This window comes from Arthrobacter silviterrae, assembly GCF_011045165.1.
Taxonomy (GTDB): domain Bacteria; phylum Actinomycetota; class Actinomycetes; order Actinomycetales; family Micrococcaceae; genus Specibacter; species Specibacter silviterrae.
The window spans coordinates 1-20505 of sequence record NZ_JAAKZI010000016.1 but is presented as its reverse complement, the minus strand read 5'-3'; the positions used below and the strand labels follow the sequence as shown (position 1 = coordinate 20505).

The window sequence follows — 20505 nt, the reverse complement described above, 5'->3', positions numbered from 1 at the left end:
CATCATTTTCAGCCAATTATTTGCCAATCTTCAGGGCACCGAGTTGCGCGTCCACATACGGTACCAGTGCCCGTGAATATTCAGCACTGATGTGTGAGTAGTCGCGATAGACGATCACGGAGCCGATCACGGGGTAGCACCACTTTGTGTCGCAAAACTCCCTGCGCAACTCGACCCCGATGACACCGTCCTTGGCGGCCTGCTTGGCCGCCTTCGTGATGTTCATGCTGGGTGGGAGGGCTTGACTGACAGGGAGGGCACAATTCATGGCGTTCCCTGGATTCTTGGAGAGGCACGTTGGAATGAATTGTCCATTGGTTCGTGGAACGTCGTCAAAGACCACCACTTTTTTGCCGGCGGCCTGCCAGCCTGCCCACATCTGGGTGAAGCCGTCCACTGCGGGGACCTTGAGTGGGTCACCACTGGCTGACTTAAATTGGTAGGCCGACGAATACGAGGCCGTGAAGATCGCAGAGATCGAGTGGTCGGCTTTCAGTGCGTCGTTCAACCGAAGGACCCAGGCATGGCAGGCGCTTTGATTCTCGGGGTTCTTCTCATTGCTGAGGACCCTCAGTGCCGTGGTAACAGGGCAGGACGCCTTTGCATAGGTGACGACATGCCAACCGTGTTTTTTTGCCAGCACGTCCATGGCCGGATACCAAGCCGTCGCGTGCGAATCACCGACCATCGCCACGGTGGCCCGGGCCGAGGCGGCAGGAACACCAAGATCGCAACTAACCAACTCCGAGCCGCCGTAGCTGGCCTGGCAACCGCGGTACAACGGATTGGTATTCTCGTTGGAAACTTCAACAGCCGTTGGGTTGGGGGCATCCGTGCCCAGAACCGAACCGCAAGAATTGGCAGGATTGAGGGCGCCAGGGCCGTAGCAGCTGGAGGCTGCGAGGGCGGGATCTACGTGGGCTGGGGCATTGGCGAGCGTTGTCAGCCCGAAGCACAGGCCGGTGACCACCATCATCCCGATGGCGGCGAAGGAGTAGGCCCGCACGGAACCCCGCAACCAAGGTCCCTTCCGGAAAGGATCCTCAATAAAAAGTTTCGTCAGCCAGGACAACAGGATTGACAGCCCGAGGATGCCAAGTTTCAGCTCCCAATTGAGATCAGTCTGCAGGGCGTAAGGGACAACGATGATCAGTGGCCAGTGCCAGAGGTACACGGCATATGAAATGTCACCCACAAAGGTTGCCGACCTGCGGGACAGGAGCCAGGCGGGACTCGCGGTGGACGTGGTCCCGCTGCAGCACAGCAGCAGAGCGGTGCCGACAACCGGCAACAGGGCTGTATAGCCGGGAAAAGGGGTATCGCTGCTGTATAGCAGTGCCGAGACTAAAATGCCACCCAGCCCCGTCCAGGCGAGGGCTGTTGCCAACGGGCCGGAAAACTGCCTGTCCAGGAAAACCAGGGCAACGAGCGCCCCGGCGGCGAATTCCCAAACCCTGGTGGGGGTGAGGAAATACGCGGCTGCAGGATTCACTGATGTTTCATGGATGGAGTATGCCAGCGATGCCCCGCCAATGGCCGTCAGCCCTGCGATAAGTGTCGCCCGTGGTGATTGGGACAGCGTTGGCACGCGCCGGGCAAGTCGGCGAACAATCCACAGCAGGGCAACCATGATGAGAGGCCAGGAGATGTAAAACTGCTCTTCAATGGACAGGGACCAGTAGTGTTGGGCCACCGTGGCATCTGCGTTAAGGGCGGAGTAGTCCACGGAATCTGCGGCCAGCACCCAGTTTTGGACGTAAAGCGCACTGGATCCCACCTGGCGGGCCGTGGATTCCCACAATGTGGCAGGGACCCACAAGTAGACGGCGGCCAAGGACAGCAGCAAAACAACGAATGCTGCGGGCAGCAGCCTGCGGATACGGCGACCCCAAAATTTGACCAGCGACAGCCCTGAATTGGCCATCAGTTCCCGGTACATGTGACCAGTTATCAGGAAACCGGAGATAACGAAGAATACGTCCACACCAACAAACCCGCCCGTGATGCGCTTGGGCCACAGGTGATACAGCACCACAGCCATGACGGCGACTGTTCGGAGCCCTTGCACGTCCGGGCGGAAGTTGGTGGCAACGTTGGCACGTCGGCGGCTGGACACGCGGGCAGCCTGATCGGCTGCGGGGGGATAGTTGGACGACACAACTTTAAAGTCTACCCGTTGGGCCAGATAGGCTTGGGCACATGAAAGTTTTGGTGACCGGCGGCGCCGGCTATATAGGTTCACACACGGTGCTTTGCCTGCTGGAAGCCGGGCACAGCGTCGTCGTGCTTGACAATTTGGTGAACTCATCCGCGGAGTCCCTGCGCCGGGTTGAGGACCTTACAGGGCGGCACCCGGAATTTGTTGAACTGGACCTGCTGGATGCAAGTGGGGTGGATGCACTTTTTGCTGCTGGGGAGTTCGATTCCGTCATCCACTTTGCCGGGCTTAAGGCAGTGGGGGAGTCGGTGGCCCAGCCGCTCATGTACTACCAAAACAACATTGTGGGCACGCTGAACCTCCTGGCTTCCATGGACAAGCACGGCGTGCGAACCATCGTCTTCAGTTCCTCTGCCACGGTCTATGGTGCCAGCGAAGAAGTGCCCCTCATCGAGAAGATGCCGTTGGACGCCACCAACCCGTACGGACGCACCAAAGAACAGATCGAGGACATCCTCACGGACCTCGGCGCCGCAGACGCAACTTGGCGTGTGGCACTTTTGCGCTACTTCAATCCGGTGGGCGCACACGAGTCCGGCCGCATTGGCGAGGACCCCAGCGGAATCCCCAACAACCTACTGCCATTTGTGGCCCAGGTCGCCGTGGGACGCCGCGAAAAGGTCATGGTCTTTGGCAATGACTACCCGACGCCGGACGGCACCGGCGTGCGCGACTACATTCACGTGATGGACCTGGCCGCCGGCCACCTCGCAGCATTGGACTACCTGCCAACGCATCAGGGTGTGTTCCGCTGGAACCTGGGCACCGGCAACGGCTCCTCGGTGCTGGAAGTCATCCAGGCGTTTGGCGACGCGGCGGGCAGGCCCATCCCGTTTGAGTTTGCGCCGAGACGCCCTGGCGATGCCGCGGTCAGTTACGCCGACCCGTCCGCTGCATTGGCGGACCTGGGCTGGTCGGCGCACCGCAACCTGGCCCAAATGTGTGAAGACCACTGGCGGTGGCAGCACGACAACCCGCAGGGGTACGGAGCCTGACCGCAGTGCCCCGGGATAGGTCTGGGGGCTGATCCTGGCAGCCGCTGTCTGGAATTCCTATCGGCAGCCGGTGACTTGGTACAGCTTTGCTGTGCCCTCCTGGTCGAGAAGCTTCAGCCCAGGCATCTCCGCCAGGGCCTTCGAACTCGGGAACGGGTGAGTCATGCCATTGATTTCCTGTGCGCCAAAATCAAGAACGTAATAGCTGTTGAGGCGTTTGATGGCATCGCATACGGCCGGGTTATTTCCCAGTTCAGGCAGGAAACGGATCAGTGTTGAATCATCGCGACTCGGATTGGGGCCGATGGCAGGCAAGATGACTTGCCGGTTGGCCAGTGCGTAGGCAAGGGCTGACCCCGTTCCGGCATTGTCAATGATGATGCCGTGGCTGGGAACGTGGGCATCAAGACGCATCAGGATGGCATTCTCGTCCACCGTCAGCAACCGGGACGCAGGCGACAAGTCATACTGGATCCTGGCCTTGCCCTGTGCTGTGGCAATGGCAAATCCTTGTGCCAATACGATGACAGCTAACCATGCGACAGCACCAAACACCAGCCCTCCGTTTCTGCTGCGCAGGAAGGAAGCAAGGGAGTTCGGTTTGGCCTTCACGGGCTGGGCGCGGCTGTCCGCGACTACGAGGTCGAAAAGCCACACGGCGCCCATTGCGGCCAACGGAAGTGCGAAGACGGGAAGCATGGACGCCAGCCGGTTGCTGTCGTTGTACCAGACGCGTGTAAGAAAATCTCGCAGGCCGTTTTGCTCAAACGCGGAGGCCACAACGAAAAAGAGGGCACTGAGACCGTACCCGCCCAGCACCCAGAAGCCCTGCTTCCGACGGAATACGGCATAGATGCCGATCACCATTAGTAGTGCAGCGAGCCACGGCATTGGCCTGCCCAGGACACCATTCGTCAGGGCCTCGCCAATGGCGCGTGGAACTGTCTGGAGCGGCGGCCAAAATGATGCTGTCTTACTCGGGCGAATCACGCCCCACAGAAAGAACAGGCCCAGCGCATACAAAAAGGTGAAGACCCCAGCTGCTGCTGCCCAGCGCCACTTGATCCGGTTGGCGAAGGCTTTCCGGATCGTCACGATGAGCCAGACCACCAGCGGCGAAATCGCGAAGGCGCCCAGGGCCATCACCACGCTGGGGTGCGACAGGGCAAGCCCTGGGGCGCCGACACCGAGGAGAATGATGGCCAGGAGAGTGTTGGGACCAGGGGCTTTGCTCAGCTTCATCAGATCGGCCGCCAGCCCCATGAATGCCGGAAGAAGCGCAATCGCCAAGAAGTTTGGGTACAGGACGCCGAATTCCATCAACAGGTAGGGGAAGGCGTTGAAGCCTGCTGCGAGTGCGCCCGTCGCCAAATAAGCGGCCGGCCGGTTGCCGAGCAAACGCGTTGCGAGATACATGCTCGACGTCGTCCAGACGAGGGCGCCCAACACCATGTTGAGAGCGTTGACCCCTACGGGAATTGGTGTGCCTGTCAGACCGACCACTAGCGCCGCAAGATCGTGCCAGGCAGCAGGATAGAAGCTGGCTGTTCCCGTGGCGGACAGGTTGCCAAGGGTCAGCGATGAAGCGTTCCCTGTGTTGAGGATGAAGCGGATCGCATTGAGGTGGAAGACGTTGTCGTACGTCTGGGAGATGTTCTCCGGAGTGTTAAAAATCTTTGCGAAACGAACGAAAAGGATGATTGCCGGCACAGCGAACCCGGCGGCGACGGCCAACACGAGTGTCCAGCTGGGACGGATCCAGGGCGGACGGCCTTGTGCGGTGTTCCTGCGGCGCATGATCCCGGGAAGCCGGATCGCGACTGTGACAGCGCATGCAAGAAGGGTGATTCCCAGAAATGGCAATAGTGACCAGCCGACATGCAGCTTCTGGGCGGCGATGGCACCCACAGCGGCCAGGGACACGGTCAGGGGAGCCGCCGTCGCGGCCCAGGCGAGGCCCCGTGCTCCCAATAACCGGCTAAGGAGGGCGCCCGGAACGAAGACAACAAGCCCGGCGACGATTATTGTCGGAATAGTCTGAAACCAAGTCATGAACTTCTGGAACTCTCCTTAGGAATGCTCGCCGGTCCCTCGAAGCGAGTTCCCCTGCAGGTCCTTGGTGATTGTAGCAAGGACCACTTTGCTTCCCGAAGTCGCCAATAGGCTGGGCCATTGGGTCTGGGAATCAGGCCGGACCAGATGCAGAAGGCGCCGGAACGGCCATGGCGTTAGGAAAGGTCGCTCAGTTGACGCCCAAACGCTTCATCAGCCAGTCCATGTTCTGATACACACCGTACCGCCAGGCCGGCCAGGCATGGCCACCTGGAGCTTCCTGAAGGGTGACATCCATGCCCGCCTTCTTCATGGCGCGAAATACCTCGATGCCTTGTGGTCGATAATGGCTGTCGCTGGATCCGACCGTGACTATACCGGCACTTCCCGCATAACGCCTTACCTTGAGAATGTCCAGGGCGTTTTGCTTTGCAAACGCGGCAGGATTTCCAGCGAAGTACTTCTTGAGAAGCAAGTCATGTCCCTGTTCAATGGTTGGCTCAGACTCGCCGGAACTGTCAATAAACGTTGGATAAACCTCGGGATGGTTGACGGCAAGTGTCATGGCACAGGTGCCACCGTATGAAAATCCACCAATCGCCCACTGCCGGGAGGAAATCGTGCCGGCCCCAAACGTCTTCTTGATCCAGTTCGGTACATCCAAAGTCAGGTACGTGGCCGCTTGTCCCTGCCGGCTGTTGAGGCACGCCGGCGGGTACCCTGCCCAGTTGGCCCCGGCATCGGGCAAGACTACTACGGGGGCGAGTCCATGGTGCGCCGCCGCATATTGGTCCATGAACTTGTTGATCTGCCCGCCCCGCAACCAGTCGACCGTGCTGCCGGGTACCCCGTGAATCAGCACCAGCACGGGTAGATTGGCGCGCGGTGTGGATAAGTAGGCCGGGGGGAGGTACACGAAGGCCCCTGACGACACTTCATGTGAGATTGGGCCCGGAATATGCACGTTGATGACGTCGCCGTGGGCAGGCATGTTGGCGGGCGGTGACCAGTTCGCCTCGGTGGTCGGTTTTGGTGGTATTGGTAGTTCCGCGACGCCCTTGTCAGCTTCGAATTGGGCCAGGCTCTTGATGGCTGTTCCGGTGTCGCCAAAGAGTGATCCAAAGGTGGGGTAATACTCGAAGTTCTGGTTCACCATTCCTGCAGCGGAAACCACCACGACGGCGGCGATCGGCAACACCAGCAGGCGTGCCCAGAGGCGCCGGAGGGCCACGATTTTCGGGACCGCCAGCAACACGCCGAACAGCGCCAGCCCGGCGTATATGTAGAGGCGGCGCGGCAGCGGCTCGCCCCAAAGGTTCCACACTTTCTCTGCCAGATACCAGAAAATGCCCATCGCCAGCACGGAGATCACAAGGGCCACGGGTACCCAGCGAGTCAGGTGGCGCCGGTTGCCCCACGCCAGCCAGAGCAATGCCAGCAGCCCGGAGGTGACCAGGACGGCAGGAATTGCGCCGTTGACGATGGGCGCCTGATAGAGAAAGTTCACTTCACCAGAATAATGGCCGTTCCATGATGGTTGGCTGGGAAAGCTTTGTGAAAATGGGGGTTGAAGCGGCGCCGGTTGTCCACAGATCACCACCACCCTCTGGCGCCTGGACATTCACTTGGTTATGCTCCAAGGACCAAGGGGAAGAACCGGACCGCGGGGGCGGAGAGGTTGATGGATGCACTGACACTCGTTGAAGACGAAGTTCGCGAGCTCATACGCCGCAAGGGGCTGGACCCATTGCAGCAGGGCGGCGAGGTTCGGCGCCTGGTCGAGGCGGCAGTCAACGATTACGACGAGCGTTCACTTGTAGGGGCCGTACCTCCCCTTTCCCATGCGGCAGACGCCAAGCAGCACATCTATGACGCCGTGGCCGGCTTTGGCGCCCTGCAACCCTTCCTGGACGATCCGTCTGTGGAGGAAATTTGGCTCAACGCCCCGGACCAGGTGTTCGTGGCCCGCAACGGTGAATCCGAACTGACGCCGCTTGTCTTCACCCAGCAGCAGGTCAGGGACCTCGTCGAGCGAATGCTCAAAAGCTCGGGCCGCCGGCTGGACCTCAGCAGCCCCTTTGTGGACGCTGCCCTCCCGGACGGCTCCCGCCTGCACGTGGTCATCCCGGACATCACCAAGGCCCATTGGGCCGTAAACATCCGCAAGTTCACCGCCCGCGCCAGCCGCCTGGAACACCTCGTGGAACTCGGCTCCCTCACGCCCCAGGCGGCCCGCTTCCTGGGCGCCGCCGTCAGCAGCGGGCTCAACATCCTGGTATCCGGGGCAACGCAGGCTGGCAAGACGACCATGCTCAACTGCCTGGCCGCCGGCATCGGCTCCCGGGAACGCGTGGTGACGGTGGAGGAGATCTTTGAGCTCGCCCTGCCGCTGAGGGACGTGGTGGGCCTGCAGTGCCGCCAGCCCAACCTGGAGGGAGCCGGCGAGATTCCATTGCGCCGCCTGGTCAAGGAAGCCCTTCGCATGCGGCCGGACCGCCTCATCGTGGGCGAGGTGCGTGAGGCCGAAAGCCTGGACATGCTGATAGCCCTCAACAGCGGCTTGCCCGGCATGGCAAGCGTCCATGCCAACTCCGCCCACGACGCCGTCGTCAAGATTTGCACGCTTCCCCTCCTGGCCGGGGAAAACATCACTGCGGCCTTCGTGCTGCCCACCGTGGCGGCGTGCATCGACCTGGTGGTGCACTGCGTCAGGGCCCCCAATGGGAAGCGGCGCGTGGGCCAAATCCTGTCCCTGGGCCGGCGGGTGGAAAATGGCGTCATCGAATCGGGAATGGTGTTCGACACCGTTGACGGACTCCTCACAGCCCAAGCCTCGGCCATGCCGTCGCCGGAAAAGTTTGCGGCGGCCGGCTACAACGTGGCCACCCTGGTGGGTGACGCCTGATGTCCGCGCTCGCCGGCCTGCTGGGAGGCCTGGGACTGTACCTGGTCTGGGCCGCCTGCTGGAGTACCCCCGAGCGGGCGCCGGCAGTGGCCAGGCGGGGCCGGCTGGGCGAACTCCTGCAGCAGGCGGGCGTGGCCCAGGTGACGCCGGCATCCCTGACCGCCAGCACGGCAGGCCTTGCGGTTTTCACCACCCTGCTTTTCCTGCTCCTGACAGGTGCCGCCCCCATTGCGCTGTGCTTTGGCCTGTTCAGCGGCTACCTGCCCTTTGCCCTCCTGCAATGGCGTGCCCGACGCCGGTCCTCAACAATGCGCGAGCTCTGGCCGGACGTGGTGGACCACCTTCGCTCAGCAATCCGGGCCGGGCTCTCACTCCCCGAAGCCCTCATCCAGTTGGGAGTCAAGGGGCCTGAAGAACTCAGGGGTGAGTTTGCCGGGTTTGGGGCCGACTACCGCGCCAGCGGCCATTTTGAGGCCGCCCTGCAAAGGCTCAAGGACAGGCTGGCCGACCCTGTCGCCGACCGGATCATCGAAGCCCTGCGGTTGACTCGGGATGTGGGAGGCTCAGACCTTGGGCGCCTGCTCGGAACCCTCTCGGAGTTTCTGCGCGACCACGCCAGGACCCGCAGCGAGCTCGAAGCCCGGCAGTCGTGGACTGTCAACGCGGCCAGGCTGGCCGTTGCAGCACCGTGGATTGTACTCATGCTGATGTCTACCCGCCCTGAGGCTGTAACTGCCTACAACTCACCCTTGGGTTGGGCCGTGCTGGGTGGCGGGCTGCTGGTCTCCGTGGTCTGCTACCGGCTCATGCTGCGGATTGGCGCCCTGCCCAGGGAAGAACGGGTGCTGCGGTGAACGGCCACCTCGCGGCCGTGGTGGCCACCGGCCTGGGTCTGGGGTTCGGCCTGTGGACGGTCTTTGCCAGGATTCCCGCCATGCGCCGGCCCACCTTCGCCGACCGCGTGGAACCCCAACTGCGCAGCCTGGAGAGCCGCTCCAAGCTCCTGGCTGAAGACGAAACCAGCGCACTGTTTGGCCCGCTGGAACGGCTGTTCCGCCTGGTTTTGGCCGATGTGGTGGGGAGGCTGGGCCGCTTCAACATCAGCGTCAAGGGCCTCCGCGCCCGGCTTGCCCAGGCCGGCCGCAACGAATCCGCCCTCGAGTTTCGAGCCGTCCAGTTCCTCTGGGCCGGCGCCGGCATGGTGGTCGGGCTGGTGCTGTCGCTGGTCCTGGCCTGGTCGGGGCGCACCAACGCCATGGTGGGTTTCGCCTTCACCATCGGCTTCATGCTGGGCGGCTACCTCAGCTACGACTACCTCCTCGGCATCCGCATCAAACGCCGGCAGGCCAGAATCCTGGCCGAGTTCCCGGCCATGGCCGAACTCATGGCCCTTGCCGTGGGGGCGGGGGAGAGCGCCGGCAGTGCCCTGGACAGGGTGGCCAGGCAGTCCCGCGGGGAACTGTCCGCGGAATTTGCCAAGGTCCTGGCCCAAACCCGCACCGGAGTGCCGCTGGTGACGGCCCTGGGCGAATTTTCAGACCGGCTCAATGTGCCCGCGCTGACCCGCTTCGTGGACGGCATCAGCGTGGCCGTAAACCGGGGGACGCCGCTGGCCGATGTACTGAGAGCCCAGGCCCAGGACGTCCGCGACGTCGCCAAGAGGGAACTGATGGAAGCGGCAGGGCGCAAGGAGATCGCCATGATGATCCCCTTGGTCTTTGGCGTCCTCCCGCTGACGGTCGTCTTTGCCGTCTTCCCGGGCCTGGCCCTGCTGCAGATTGGCCTGTAATGGGCACCTGCTGCAAACCACCAACAAACCACCTGCACCAACACCTGGAGGGGAAACACCATGGGGAAGCACAACGGGGCCGCGACACTTGCACTGAGGCAACTGATCGCCGTCAAGCAACTACTGGGACTGTGGCAGTTGCGCCTGGCGAGCCGGTGGCCGAGCCTCCGGTTCCGCCCGGCCACCGGCGGCGCCCGCGGGGACGTTCCCGGTTGGGTTCTCATCACGCTCATGTCCGCCGTCCTCGTGGCGGGGCTGCTGGCGCTCGCCGGTCCGGCACTGGAAAAGCTGTTCAACGAGGCCATGAGCCAGGTCCAGCCGTAGCACGTGCCTCGGAGTCCGGCGCGGCCGTGGTTGACTTCGTCCTGGTGTCCACCCTGGTCACCGTCATGTTCCTGGCCCTGATCCAGCTGGCGCTTGTGCTGCACGTGCGGAACACTGTGGCGGATGCTGCGTCGTCGGCGGCCCGCTACGGGGCCCTGGCGGACAGGACGGCCCAGGATGCCCAGGACCGGGCGGAACTGCTGCTGTCCACCTCGCTGGGGGAGGGCTATGCCCAGGATGTCACGGCCAGCGTGTCCACGGCTGGAGGGGTGGCCATCCTGACCGTCTCCGTCACGGCGCCGCTGCCGCTGGTGGGCCTTTTTGGGCCGCGCGGACGGCTTGAGATGAGCGGGCATGCCCTGGTTCCGGGGTGAGGTGTCCTCGCACCCAGAGGCCGCGGGGCGCCACGGACCGTTCGAAGCGCCTGGCGCATCGCCTGGCGCAGCGCCGGACGCACCGCCGGACGCAGAAGTCGGGAGTGCCATTGTGGAATTCGTGTTCCTCGTAGTGCTCCTCATGGTGCCCGTGGCCTACCTCATCCTTACCGTGGGGCAGTTGCAGGGCGGGGCCTACGCCGTGGTGGGGGCTGCAGACCAGGCGGCCAAGGTCTACGTGCTGCAAGGAGACGAAGCATCAGCGCGCATGGCTGCCGAACAGGCCGTTGCCATGGCCGTCACGGACATGGGCTATGACCCCTCCAAGGCGGCCCTCACCGTGACGTGCGACGGCGGCTGCCTCACGCCGGGCACCATGGTCCGGACCCGCGTCACCTTGAGGGTCGAACTGCCACTGGTCTCAGCGTTGCCCGGCGTCAACCTGACAGCGGCAACAGTTGACTCCACCGCAACCCAAAAAGTGGGCCGGTTTAAATGAGTGGCGCACGCGAAACGACGCAGGAAGACGGCCACATCATGGTCCTGCTGATCGGCTATGTCTTGCTGTCCCTGCTCCTGATGACGGTGGTCGCGGCCGGGTCCAGCCTCTACCTCGGCCACAAGAAATTGCTCTCCACCGCAGACGGCGCCGCGCTCGCAGCCGCCGACACCTTCGTCCTCAACGCCGGCAACCACGGCCCGGACCCTGGCACCCTTCTCACCGGCCAGGGCGTAACTGCGGCCGCGCTGGCCTACCTCGAAAGCAATGAATCACCAAAGTCGCTGTCGGACGTCCGCCTTGCAGCCGGCACCGGCACCCCTGACGGCCGGACCGCCCAGGTGAACCTGACCGGCACGGTCCATCCCTGGTTCATCAACTTCCTTGTACCCGACGGCATTGCCATGACCGTGACCGGCACGGCCCGGGCACACCTGGTGCTGTAGGGCCGGGCGCCCGCGGAAGGTGCGCCAAGCATGCCGTAGGCTTGAATATCATGGCAGAGATCGACTTTCCCGCAGAGATCCGGGCGCTACGCGCCACCTACACGTCCATTGAGCAGGTGTCCGAGGTGGACAGGCTCTTGGAGGACATTGAAGACTTGTCGGACCAGGCTGGCTCACCCAACCTCTGGGACGACCCCGCCGCCGCCCAAAAGGTGACTTCCCGGCTCAGCCATGCCCAGTCCAAGCTGGAAAAGCTGCGCACGCTTGAATCGCGCATCGACGACCTTGAGGTCCTGGTGGAGCTGGCCCAGGATGAAGGCGACGCGGACACGCTTGCTGAGGCGGCCAAGGAGCTTCCGAGCCTGCAAAAGTCCCTCAAGGACCTTGAGATCGTGACGCTGCTGGCCGGCGAGTATGACGAACGGGAGGCCGTGGTGACCATCCGCTCCGGTGCCGGCGGCGTGGATGCGGCCGACTTCGCCGAGATGCTGCTGCGGATGTACCTGCGCTGGGCCGAACGCCACGGCTACCCCACCTCCGTCCTGGACACCTCCTACGCTGAAGAGGCAGGCCTGAAGTCGGCCACCTTCGAAGTCAAGGCACCCTACGCCTTCGGCACGCTCAGCGTGGAGGCCGGCACGCACAGGCTGGTGCGCATCAGCCCCTTCGACAACCAGGGACGTCGCCAGACCTCCTTCGCCGCCGTCGAGGTCATCCCGCTCATTGAGCAGACGGACAGCATCGACATCCCGGACAACGACATCCGCGTGGATGTGTTCCGCTCCTCCGGCCCCGGAGGCCAGTCCGTGAACACGACGGACTCCGCCGTCCGGCTTACCCACCTGCCCACGGGCACGGTGGTGTCCATGCAGAATGAAAAGTCGCAGATCCAAAACCGTGCCGCCGCCATGCGCGTGTTGCAGTCCCGCCTGCTGCTGCTGAAAAAAGCGGAGGAGGACGCCACTAAAAAGGCCATGGCAGGGGACGTCAAGGCTTCCTGGGGCGACCAGATGCGCTCCTATGTGCTCAACCCGTACCAGATGGTCAAGGACCTGCGCACCGAGTACGAAGTGGGCAACACCTCGGCCGTGCTGGACGGGGAAATCGACGACTTCATCGACGCCGGTATCCGCTGGCGGGCGGACAACCGCAACGCCGAAAACCAGTAAACCAGCAGGGCGCGCCGCCCAAATGGCGATATAGTGGCCCTTGTCACAAGTCACCTGTTGGCGCACTTTCACGGGGGAAGTACCACTTTGGCACGGAAATTATTTGGGGAAATTTCACCACTCACTTTTGCCATCGCCGTCCAGCGGCAAATCGTGCTGCGGAAGCTGGCCAATTTCCGCCACCGGGCGGCCCTGGCACGCACGCGCAACATGCAAGACCTGCCGGTCAGTGTCTACAGCCACAATTCGCTCATCCGCCGCAAGCTCGGCACAGTGGACCTGGCCCTGCAGGAAAACAAGGCCGTCAGCCTGGGCCTGGCCGCCCCGCACATTGACGGAATCCTGATTCGCCCGGGGGAGACGTTTTCCTTCTGGACCCTGGTGGGGCGCTGTTCGGCAAAAAAGGGATACCGGACGGGCCTGACCATCAGCCACAACGGACCCGCGGAAGGCCTAGGCGGGGGCCTGTGCCAGTTCACCAACCTTTTGCACTGGATGGTGCTGCACAGCCCCCTGGAAATTGCGGAACACCACCACCACCACGGGGAAATTGACCTGTTCCCTGACTTCAACCGGCAAATTCCCTTCGGCACCGGGACGTCCATTGTGTACAACTACCTGGACTACCGGGTGCGAAACCCCACCCGGAACACATTCCAGTTCCGCATCTCGGTGACGGAAGAGCACCTGCGCGGGGAACTGCGGGCCCAGGAACCCCTGGACGTGAAGTACCACATCAAGGAACGCGACTCCCATTTCCAGCAGGTGGGCCCCGACGTCTACCGCCGCAACAGCGTCTACCGCAGTGTCCGCGACAAACGCACCGGCAACGAGTTGGCCCATGAGCTGGTGGTGCAAAACAATGCCCGCGTGCTGTATGACCGGGCACTGATCAAGGCCCCCATTCGCGGTGATTCCTACACCTAGCCGCTCCCGCAACCCGGCACATCCATAACATTCCGGATCCCGACACACCGGCACGGGTCCAGCGATGCCGCCAATTGGTGCCTATAGTCGTAACGCTGGTGGTTTCTTCCCCCAAACCCACGCCCAGGCACCGGCATGCCAGCACCGTTCGCTGGAAGGGCAACGAAAAGTCATGATTCGTTTTGAAAATGTGAGCATCACCCACCTCAAACAAATCGGCCCCGCGCTCGACGACATTTCCCTTGAAGTCCAGCGCGGCGAGTTTGTTTTTCTGGTGGGCCCGTCCGGCTCCGGCAAGTCGACGTTCCTCAGCCTGGTGCTGCGGGAAACCAAGACCCAGGCCGGCCAGGTGTATGTGGCCGGGCAGAACGTGTCCAACGTCCCCAGCTGGCGCGTGCCCAAATTCCGCCGCGGCATCGGCATCGTGTTCCAGGACTTCCGCCTCATCAGCACCAAGACGGCGTTCGCCAACGTCGCCTACGCCATGCAGGTCATCGGCAAGAGCCGGGCGGCCATCAGGACCGAGGTGCCGCGCGTGCTGGAACTGGTGGGCCTGGAAGGCAAGGGCCACAGGCTCCCCGACGAGCTTTCCGGCGGCGAGCAGCAGCGCGTGGCCATTGCCCGCGCCATCGTGAACCAGCCGGACATCCTGCTGGCCGACGAGCCCACCGGCAACCTTGACCCCGTCACCAGCGTCGGCATCATGGACATTCTGGACAAGATCAACCAAAACGGCACCACCGTGGTCATGGCCACCCACGACGACGACATCGTCAACTCCATGCGCAAGCGCGTGATCGAACTGCGCCAGGGCAAGGTGGTCCGCGACGAGGACGCCGCCCAGTACACTTCCACCATCCCCATCGTTCCCGCCGCCCAAGCTGCAAACGAGGCTGGGAGCCAGGCTCCCGCCGTCGTGCCTGCAATGGACGAGGGCGCCCCCCAGACCCGCCGCCAGCGCGCCGTGAGTGCCGCAACAGAGAGGGACGTGGCACCCGCTGACGATGCCATGCCGCCGCGGCTCGAACGCAACCGCGGCCGCATCTACCCGCGCCCCGGGGCACGGCAACACCCCTCCGACGCCACGACGAACGGGGACCAGCCGTGAGACTAGCCTTCATCCTCAGCGAGCTTGGCAGCGGCCTGCGGCGCAACTTGACCATGGTCATTTCCGTCATCCTGGTGACGTTTGTGTCCCTGACATTTGTCGGCGCGGCCGGGGTGCTGCAACTGCAGATCGGCCAGCTCAAGGGCTTCTGGTACGACAAGGTCCAGGTCACCGTCTTCCTGTGCAATGACACCCCCACCAACACCAACTGTGCCGGCGGCCCCGTCACGGCGGACCAGAAGAAGAACATTGAGGGCATCCTGGCCTCGCCGGCCGTCAAGCCGTACGTGGAATCGTGGACGTTTGAGACCCAGGCGGAGGCACTGGCCCACTTCAAGGAGCAGTTCGCCAATTCCCCCATGGTGGACTCGGTGGAGGCGGGCAACCTGCCGTCGTCGTTCCGCATCAAGCTCACGGACCCGCAGAAATACCAGATCATCAACGAGTCCTTGTCCGCGACCCCCGGCGTCGACTCGGTGGTGGACCAGCGCAAGGTGCTGGACTCGCTGTTTTACCTCATGAACATTGCCACCCTGGTGGCCATGATCGTGGCGGGGCTGATGATTATTTGCGCGGCCCTGCTGGTGTCCACCACCATCAAGCTCTCCGCCAAGTCGCGCGAACGCGAGATCAACATCATGCGCCTGGTGGGTGCCTCGAAGACAGTGATCCAGCTGCCGTTTGCCCTCGAGGGGATCATTGCCTCCACCATCGGCGCGCTGCTGGCCTCCGGGGCCGTCTGGGGAATCGTCAGGTTCTTCCTCGGCGACTACCTGGCCAAGGGGTCCTCGGGCACGCCGGTCATCTCTCAGACCCAGGCGCTGGTCATCTATCCGGTGCTGATTCTGCTCGGAATCCTCCTGGCAGGCGTATCCTCGGTTGTATCATTGCGCAAAAATCTGAAAACATAGACCACGGCATCACTTTCTGCCCGGCCAGTGCGATACGAACGGCAATACATCACCACGAGTCACAGACCTAGGAGCATTGCCCACATGAATTCGACATCAAGCGGGGGAACAGGCGCGGTGACCACCCCGCGGCGTGGAGGACGGTGGCAGGCCCGCATGGGCGGAACCTTGGCATCGCTGGTGCTTGTGGGAATGCTGGGACTGGTGCCGGCCGCCCATGCGGACAATCTCGACGACCAGGCGGCGGCCCTTCGCCAGCAGGCCGACGACGCCGCCTCCGCCCTGGAATTCGTGGACGCCGGCATCGCCAAGTCGGCCTCGGACCTGGTCATGTACCAGGGCCAGCTGCCGGGGGCCCAGGCCGCCCTGGCCGATGCACAGAACCGCGTTGGTGCGGCCACCGAGCTGGTCAACTCCCTCGCAGCCCGCATCGGCCTGGCCCAGCAAAGCAAGGACAAGATCACGGCCCAGATTGCCCTCGAGGCGAAGAAGTCGGCCGAGACAAAGAGCATGATCGGCCAGCTGGCCGCGCAGTCCTACAAGGCCGGGGGACTGCCGCCCAACCTGGCACTGATCCTGGGGGTGGGCAACTCCGGCGACCTGGCCGACTCCATCGACCTGGCCGGACAGGCCATGCGCAGCCAGAACGCCGCCCTTGAGCGGCTGACCACGGAAAAAGCCACCAACCAGAATGCGCAGGCACGGCTGGTTGCCGTGGAGGCTGAAATCAAGGACCTGAAGACACAGGCGGACGCGGCACTGGTGGCCGAGCAGGCTGCCCGCGACCAGGCTGCGGCGAAGAAGGCCGCCGTAGACAAGCTCATCAGCGACTCCGCCGCGATCAACGCCAAGCTGGAAGCCCAGAAGCCACAAATCCAGGCCAAAATCAAGGTGGTGCAGCAGCAGCAGGACAATGTTGCCGCGAAGATCGCCGAACGCCAGCGCCAGGAAATTGAGGCGGCACGCAAGGCGGCGGCTGCCGAAGCCGCCCGCCAGGCCGAGCTGGCACGGCAAAAGGCCGCCGAGCAAGGCAACAACAACTTTGTGCCCCCGCCCTACGTCCCGCCGGCACCGGGCAACCCCTCCGCCTTCGGTCTGGCGCACCCGTTCGCCGGGAACATTCCCATCACCTCCGGATTTGGCTGGCGCCAGACGCCTCCCGGCACCATCGACTTCAACGGCACCGGCGGGTACATGCACACGGGCGTCGATTTTGGTGCCACCTGCGGCACGCCCGTGTATGCGGCGGCCGCCGGGACCGTGGTGATTGCCGGCTGGACCAACGGCGGCGGCGGGAACACCGTGCAGATCACGCACGGCGTCATCCAGGGCAACGCCCTCATGACCATCTACTACCACAACAGCTCCGTGCAGGTGGCGGCAGGCCAGCAGGTCAGCCGCGGCCAGCTGATCGCCTACTCGGGCAGCACCGGCAACTCCACCGGCTGCCATGCGCACTTTGAGACGTGGCTCAACGGGTCCCCGGTGGACCCCATGACGCTGCTCTAGGGCCGCGCAGGGACGCAAGGTGATCGTTGCTAAACTGGAAACCCGTCCCAAGTTGTCAATGAAGGAGCAGTACAGTGCCCAAGGAAAGTGGCCTGAAAGTGGTGGCCACCAATCGCAAGGCCCGGCACGACTACCACATCATGGACACCTACGAGGCCGGGCTGGTGCTCATGGGCACCGAGGTCAAGTCGCTGCGCGAAGGCCGGGCCTCCCTGGTGGACGGATTCGCCACGTTCTACAACGACGAACTGTGGCTTGAGGCCGTCTACATCCCGGAATACCTCAACGGCAGCTGGACCAACCACACGGCCCGCCGCCGCCGCAAACTGCTGCTGCACCGCGACGAGCTGGAAAAAATCGCGTCCAAGACGCGTGAATCCGGCTTCACGATTGTACCGCTGCAGCTGTACTTTCTGGACAGCCGGGCCAAGGTGGAGATTGCCATCGCCCGCGGCAAGAAGGATTACGACAAACGCCAGTCATTGCGTGAAAAGCAGGACAACCGCGAGGCCCTGCGCGCCATGCGGGAGAAGAACAGGGGCTAGATCGTGCCACCCATCAGCGAATTTTGGTCGACGTGGAGCCTGGACCCCTGGGCGCTGGCCCTGGTGGTGGGTGCCGGAGGGCTGTATTCGTGGGGTCTGACCCGGGCTGCGCGGGCAGGGATCCGGTGGCCCCTGTGGCGGGCCGCGGCGTTCTTCCTCATGGGGCTGGGACTGTACACCTTGGCGAACTTCGGCTTCCTGGGCACCTGGTCGCCGGAGCTGAGGTGGGCATTCTCCATGCGCATCGCCATCATGCTGTTTGTGGTCCCCGCCGGACTCGCCCTTGGCCTGCCTGTAGGCCTGGCGCGGCTCACCGTGCGCCCCGGGCGCCTCCGCACCACCCTGGGGGCCGCCGCCCGCCGGCCCATGAAGTTCTTTGCCAACAGCGCCGTGGCGCCCGTGGTGGGCCTGATTGTGCTGTCGATGATGCTCACGCCCCTGGCCGGCGTATCCCGCCTGAGCCCCGTGCTTGAGGGCCTGCTAAGCATTTTCATCCCCCTGCTGGGCCTGCTCATGGTCCTGCCCATGGTGGAGGAGCAGACCAAGGTAAGCACGGCGCTGATCATGCTGGAATTTGTCTTCGCCTTCATCGAACTCCTGGCCGACGCCGTCCCCGGCATTGTCATGCGCCTTTCCCCCGCAGTCCTCGACGGCGCAGCGGCATTCTCCGGGCCCAAGCCGCCCTGGTTTCCCAGCAGCATTGTGGACCAGCAGTTGGGCGGGGACTTCCTGTGGTTCATCGCCGAGGTCATGGACCTGCCCGTGATGATCCTGCTCTTCATCCGTTTTTCGAAGTCCGACAAGGGCGAACGCAAGGTGCTCGATGAGCTCACGGATGAGCAAATGGATGAACTCAACGCCGCCCACCTGCACCTGAGGAATTGACGCACATGACAACGCGGGCCAGGTGGTGGATTGTTGCGGCTGTGGCCGCAGTGCTCGCGGCCGGGCTGGTCCTGGCTTTCCTTTTCGTTCCCCGCACTGCGCCCCCCTCCGTCCAGGCGTCGACGCCGCCTCCTGCTTCAGTCTCTTCCAGCCCCCCGTCAAGCACGACAGCGGCCAGCCCGTCAGCGGCAAGCACGACGGCGGCAAGCACCACCGCGCCACCCGTGCCGAGCACGGCGCCACCGCCGCCCACCAGCGCAACGCCCCCTCCGGCGTCGGGCCCGGCGCAGGGCAGCCCTGCCGCCCAAAGGCTGGCGGCCATGACCCTGGCGCAGAAGGTGGGGCAGGTGCTCATGGTGTCGACTCCGGTCACGGGGGCCGACGCCAATTCCCTGTATGCCTTGGACAGCCTGCACGTGGGCAACGTGTTCATGAAGGGGCGCAGCGCCGCCGGATCGGGAGCGATTGCGGCCGTGGTCTCCGCAGTCACCGCCCACGTTGGCCCGGGAACGGCCGGGGTAAGGCCGTTTGTGGCCACGGACCAGGAGGGCGGTTTTGTGCAGATCATGCAGGGACCGGGCCTTGACACCATCCCGCAGGCCATCGTGCAGGGCCAGCTGCCGCCGGCACAGCTGCAGGCCGATGCGACGCGGTGGGGGCAGCAGCTGGCAGCGGTGGGTGTCAACGTCAACCTGGCCCCCGTCCTGGATACCGTCCCCGGGGCGGCCTTTGCCCCTCAGAACGCACCGATCGGCGCCTTTGGGCGCGAGTACGGCTACACCCCCGCGGCGGTCTCCAGCCACGGCGTGGCGTTTGCCAGGGGCATGCTGGCCGCCGGCATCAGCCCCACCGTGAAGCACTTTCCCGGGCTGGGGCGGGTGATCGGCAACACCGACGTCACCGCGGGCGTCACGGACTCCGTCACGGTCCGCAACGACCCTTATGTGCAGCCGTTCCGCGACGCGGTCAATGCAGGCGTGCCATGGCTGATGCTTTCCAACGCGTACTACCCGAAAATTGATGCGGCCCAACTGGCCCCGTATTCGGCCGTCATCATCCAGGGCATGGTCCGCGGGGACCTTGGCTTCCGGGGCATCATTGTCAGCGACGACATGTGCGACGCCGTCCAGGTCTCCGGGGTGCCCATTGCGGAGCGGGGCGTGGACTTCATTGCCGCCGGAGGCACCATGGCGCTGTGCACCGACCAGGCGCTGCTCCCGCAAATGTATGAAGGGCTCGTGGCGGCGGCGCAGTCCGACCCCGCCTTTGCAGCACAGGTTGACGCAGCAGCCCTGCTCGTGTTGAATGCAAAGTCCGCTACCGGGCTGTTGGGGAAATAAATCCGGCCCCGAATGCGCTAAGCTAAGTAGTCCACGGTTGGTTTGCACCGGGCGTGGCTTTGAAAACACAATAGGGGATGATCGGTTTCGACGGTGTTTGTCGAGACAGGTGAAGCGGGTCGAGGATACAGGGTTATCTCGTAAACGATCTCTGTAAAACAATAAGTGCTGACTCAAATCGCACTGACTTCGCTCTTGCTGCCTAAGCAGTAAGACAGTCCGTCAGCCCGGGAATGCTCTCGTCCCGGATCCTGGCGTCATTTAGAGGGCCACTGCTCTAAGTTCTTGTTGTAGGCGCTTAGGGGACTCTTATACAACTGGGCCTGGCAGCTGCTTGTTTGCGAGACAGCTGGGGCCGAGAAAAACCGACGCAAACTGCACCCGGAGAAGCCCTGACAAAGCAACATCGGACGGGAGTTCAATTCTCCCCATCTCCACAAACCCTATTGGGGCCTGTCCCGGTCATTGCGACCGGGACAGGCCTTTTTCATTTTGCGGACCTGGTCTTC

Annotated in this window: 20 protein-coding genes and 1 other RNA gene; 17 read left to right on the top strand and 4 right to left on the bottom strand. The window is 63.5% G+C overall.

The genetic code is table 11. The annotated features are described in order from the left end of the window. Positions 1-16: 16 nt before the first annotated feature. On the bottom strand, positions 17-2116 hold the full coding sequence (locus G6N77_RS10465) for an acyltransferase family protein (RefSeq protein WP_306987043.1): 2100 nt from the start codon (positions 2114-2116) through the stop codon (positions 17-19). 83 nt (positions 2117-2199) lie between these two features. On the opposite strand from G6N77_RS10465, the gene galE reads away from it, so the two are divergent. Then, positions 2200-3213 (top strand): UDP-glucose 4-epimerase GalE, encoded by a 1014-nt coding sequence (gene galE / locus G6N77_RS10460; RefSeq protein WP_165182108.1) that lies wholly within the window; start codon positions 2200-2202, stop codon positions 3211-3213. 57 nt (positions 3214-3270) lie between these two features. On the opposite strand, the gene G6N77_RS10455 is transcribed toward galE, so the two are convergent. After that, positions 3271-5265, bottom strand: coding sequence for a DUF6541 family protein (locus G6N77_RS10455; RefSeq protein ID WP_165182107.1), 1995 nt, complete (start codon positions 5263-5265; stop codon positions 3271-3273). 190 nt (positions 5266-5455) lie between these two features. Beyond that, entirely contained in the window at positions 5456-6772 is a 1317-nt protein-coding gene (locus G6N77_RS20340) for an alpha/beta hydrolase (RefSeq protein WP_165182106.1), read from the bottom strand. A gap of 174 nt (positions 6773-6946) precedes the next feature. On the opposite strand from G6N77_RS20340, the gene G6N77_RS10445 reads away from it, so the two are divergent. From G6N77_RS10445 to G6N77_RS10380, 14 genes are all read left to right on the top strand, one after another. Then, positions 6947-8170, top strand: coding sequence for a TadA family conjugal transfer-associated ATPase (locus G6N77_RS10445; protein ID WP_165182105.1), 1224 nt, complete (start codon positions 6947-6949; stop codon positions 8168-8170). Then, entirely contained in the window at positions 8170-9024 is an 855-nt protein-coding gene (locus G6N77_RS10440) for a type II secretion system F family protein (RefSeq protein WP_165182104.1), read from the top strand. Before G6N77_RS10445 ends, G6N77_RS10440 begins: the two co-directional genes overlap by 1 nt. Continuing rightward, a complete protein-coding gene (locus G6N77_RS10435; protein ID WP_306987037.1) occupies positions 9021-9959 on the top strand; it encodes a type II secretion system F family protein in 939 nt (312 codons plus the stop codon). Before G6N77_RS10440 ends, G6N77_RS10435 begins: the two co-directional genes overlap by 4 nt. A gap of 60 nt (positions 9960-10019) precedes the next feature. Next, positions 10020-10283: a hypothetical protein gene (locus tag G6N77_RS10430; protein WP_205678210.1), complete on the top strand. Its 264-nt coding sequence runs from the start codon at positions 10020-10022 to the stop codon at positions 10281-10283. Between the two features lie 26 nt (positions 10284-10309). Continuing rightward, on the top strand, positions 10310-10657 hold the full coding sequence (locus G6N77_RS19880; protein WP_165182103.1) for a TadE family protein: 348 nt from the start codon (positions 10310-10312) through the stop codon (positions 10655-10657). Between the two features lie 112 nt (positions 10658-10769). Further along, a complete protein-coding gene (locus tag G6N77_RS10420) occupies positions 10770-11156 on the top strand; it encodes a hypothetical protein (RefSeq protein WP_306987034.1) in 387 nt (128 codons plus the stop codon). Next, positions 11153-11602 carry a pilus assembly protein TadG-related protein gene (locus G6N77_RS10415; protein ID WP_205678194.1) on the top strand — a complete coding sequence of 150 codons (450 nt, stop codon included), beginning with the start codon at positions 11153-11155 and terminating at the stop codon, positions 11600-11602. The genes G6N77_RS10420 and G6N77_RS10415 overlap by 4 nt, the downstream gene beginning before the upstream one ends. A 50-nt stretch (positions 11603-11652) precedes the next feature. Then, positions 11653-12771 carry a peptide chain release factor 2 gene (gene prfB / locus G6N77_RS10410; RefSeq protein ID WP_165182102.1) on the top strand — a complete coding sequence of 373 codons (1119 nt, stop codon included), beginning with the start codon at positions 11653-11655 and terminating at the stop codon, positions 12769-12771. An 87-nt stretch (positions 12772-12858) separates the two neighbouring features. Further along, on the top strand, positions 12859-13698 hold the full coding sequence (locus G6N77_RS10405; RefSeq protein ID WP_165182101.1) for a VanW family protein: 840 nt from the start codon (positions 12859-12861) through the stop codon (positions 13696-13698). A gap of 172 nt (positions 13699-13870) precedes the next feature. Next, positions 13871-14806, top strand: a complete 936-nt coding sequence (gene ftsE, locus G6N77_RS10400; RefSeq protein WP_165182100.1) for a cell division ATP-binding protein FtsE — start codon at positions 13871-13873, stop codon at positions 14804-14806. Then, positions 14803-15717 (top strand): permease-like cell division protein FtsX, encoded by a 915-nt coding sequence (ftsX, locus tag G6N77_RS10395; protein ID WP_165182099.1) that lies wholly within the window; start codon positions 14803-14805, stop codon positions 15715-15717. The genes ftsE and ftsX overlap by 4 nt, the downstream gene beginning before the upstream one ends. Positions 15718-15801: 84 nt before the next feature. Next, positions 15802-17226 carry a peptidoglycan DD-metalloendopeptidase family protein gene (locus G6N77_RS10390; RefSeq protein WP_165182098.1) on the top strand — a complete coding sequence of 475 codons (1425 nt, stop codon included), beginning with the start codon at positions 15802-15804 and terminating at the stop codon, positions 17224-17226. Positions 17227-17300: 74 nt separating this feature from the next. Then, positions 17301-17771 (top strand): SsrA-binding protein SmpB, encoded by a 471-nt coding sequence (smpB, locus tag G6N77_RS10385; protein ID WP_165182097.1) that lies wholly within the window; start codon positions 17301-17303, stop codon positions 17769-17771. Between the two features lie 3 nt (positions 17772-17774). Beyond that, on the top strand, positions 17775-18656 hold the full coding sequence (locus G6N77_RS10380; RefSeq protein WP_165182096.1) for a cytochrome c oxidase assembly protein: 882 nt from the start codon (positions 17775-17777) through the stop codon (positions 18654-18656). Here the strand turns inward: G6N77_RS10380 and G6N77_RS19875 are convergent. After that, positions 18625-18978, bottom strand: a complete 354-nt coding sequence (locus G6N77_RS19875; RefSeq protein ID WP_240901918.1) for a hypothetical protein — start codon at positions 18976-18978, stop codon at positions 18625-18627. The two genes, G6N77_RS10380 and G6N77_RS19875, sit on opposite strands and share 32 nt — an antisense overlap. Here G6N77_RS19875 and G6N77_RS10375 point away from each other — a divergent pair. Both G6N77_RS10375 and ssrA read left to right on the top strand, forming a co-directional pair. After that, the gene (locus G6N77_RS10375; protein WP_240901916.1) at positions 18977-19996 is read left to right on the top strand and encodes a glycoside hydrolase family 3 N-terminal domain-containing protein; all 1020 of its coding nucleotides are present in this window, start codon (positions 18977-18979) and stop codon (positions 19994-19996) included. The genes G6N77_RS19875 and G6N77_RS10375 overlap by 2 nt on opposite strands. Before the next feature lie 73 nt (positions 19997-20069). Then, positions 20070-20436, top strand: a transfer-messenger RNA (tmRNA) gene (gene ssrA, locus G6N77_RS10370). Positions 20437-20505 lie beyond the last annotated feature (69 nt).

Coding starts and splice junctions, on each gene's coding strand:
- G6N77_RS10415 (WP_205678194.1), top strand. CDS start 11,153: ATGAGTGGCGCACGCGAAACGACGCAGGAAGACGGCCACATCATGGTC.
- G6N77_RS10440 (WP_165182104.1), top strand. CDS start 8,170: ATGTCCGCGCTCGCCGGCCTGCTGGGAGGCCTGGGACTGTACCTGGTC.
- ftsE (WP_165182100.1), top strand. CDS start 13,871: ATGATTCGTTTTGAAAATGTGAGCATCACCCACCTCAAACAAATCGGC.
- galE (WP_165182108.1), top strand. CDS start 2,200: ATGAAAGTTTTGGTGACCGGCGGCGCCGGCTATATAGGTTCACACACG.
- G6N77_RS10375 (WP_240901916.1), top strand. CDS start 18,977: ATGACCCTGGCGCAGAAGGTGGGGCAGGTGCTCATGGTGTCGACTCCG.
- G6N77_RS10390 (WP_165182098.1), top strand. CDS start 15,802: ATGAATTCGACATCAAGCGGGGGAACAGGCGCGGTGACCACCCCGCGG.
- G6N77_RS10430 (WP_205678210.1), top strand. CDS start 10,020: ATGGGGAAGCACAACGGGGCCGCGACACTTGCACTGAGGCAACTGATC.
- G6N77_RS19875 (WP_240901918.1), bottom strand. CDS start 18,978: ATGGCCGCCAGCCTTTGGGCGGCAGGGCTGCCCTGCGCCGGGCCCGAC.
- G6N77_RS10455 (WP_165182107.1), bottom strand. CDS start 5,265: ATGACTTGGTTTCAGACTATTCCGACAATAATCGTCGCCGGGCTTGTT.
- G6N77_RS10445 (WP_165182105.1), top strand. CDS start 6,947: ATGGATGCACTGACACTCGTTGAAGACGAAGTTCGCGAGCTCATACGC.
- prfB (WP_165182102.1), top strand. CDS start 11,653: ATGGCAGAGATCGACTTTCCCGCAGAGATCCGGGCGCTACGCGCCACC.